Origin of the sequence: Streptomyces sp. NPDC101166, assembly GCF_044768125.1 — a bacterium.
In the GTDB taxonomy this organism is placed as follows: domain Bacteria; phylum Actinomycetota; class Actinomycetes; order Streptomycetales; family Streptomycetaceae; genus Streptomyces.
The window spans coordinates 1-1,054 of record NZ_JBIWPF010000345.1; the positions used below are offsets into that span (position 1 = coordinate 1).

Here is a 1,054-nt window from a genome sequence, read left to right on the forward strand (position 1 = left end):
AGCTGTGCCAGATGTCGGCGTACTGGGCGACCAGCCGCAGCGTCTTCTGCTCCCCGCCGCCGCCGATCAGGATGGGGATGTCGCGCACCGGCTGCGGATTCAGCTTGGCCAGCCGGTCGGTGATCCGGGCCATCGACTCCTTGAACAGCGCGAGACGGCTTCCGGCCGTGCCGAATTCGTACCCGTACCGGTCGTAGTCCTTCTCGAACCAGCCCGCACCGACACCGAGCACGAGCCGCCCGTTGCTGATGTGGTCCACGGTGCGCGCCATATCGGCCAGCAGGTCCGGATTACGGTAGCCGCCGCCGGTGACCAGCGCGCCGAGCTCCACCCGCTCGGTCTGCTCGGCGATCGCGCCCAGCATGGTCCAGCACTCGAAGTGCGCGCCCTCGGGATCGCCGTACAGCGGATAGAAGTGGTCCCAGTTGAAGACGATGTCCACCCCGATGTCCTCACATCGACGCACCGCGTCCCGGATCAACCCGTAGTCGGGCGCATGCTGCGGCTGAAGCTGGACTCCGATACGAACCGGTCGGCTCATGAATGCTCCTGGTCTCGGTGATCACTGCCGCCCATTCTGCCCTCGGCTACGCTCTGGGGCCGACCCTCGAACTCGGATCGTCCGGCACGTTCCTGCCGGTGAAGGGAAGTGTTAACCGTGGCAACGGTGACTTTCGACCAGGCCACCCGGCTGTACCCCGGCTCGGGCAAGCCCGCCGTCGACGCATTGAACCTGGAGATCGCCGATGGCGAGTTCCTGGTGCTCGTCGGCCCCTCGGGCTGCGGCAAATCCACCTCGCTGCGCATGCTCGCGGGGCTCGAGGAGGTGAGCGACGGCCGAATCCTGATCGGGGACAAGGACGTCACGCACGCCGAGCCCAAGGAACGCGATATCGCCATGGTGTTCCAGAACTACGCGCTGTACCCGCACATGAGCGTGGCCGAGAACATGGGCTTCGCGCTGAAGATGGCCAAGGTCTCCAAGGAGGAGCGGCAGCAGCGCGTGCTCGAGGCCGCCAAGCTGCTGGACCTGGAGCCCTACCTGGACCGCAAG

At 66.3% G+C, this 1,054-nt stretch carries 2 protein-coding genes; one reads left to right on the top strand and one right to left on the bottom strand.

Going from position 1 to position 1,054, the window contains the following annotated elements:
- Positions 1–541: LLM class F420-dependent oxidoreductase (locus ACIRS4_RS38995; protein ID WP_404205136.1), on the bottom strand; the 541-nt coding region annotated here is incomplete at its 3' end.
- A gap of 117 nt (positions 542–658) precedes the next feature.
- On the opposite strand from ACIRS4_RS38995, the gene ACIRS4_RS39000 reads away from it, so the two are divergent.
- A partial coding sequence (locus ACIRS4_RS39000) for an ABC transporter ATP-binding protein (protein WP_404205138.1) occupies positions 659–1,054 on the top strand: 396 nt, incomplete at its 3' end.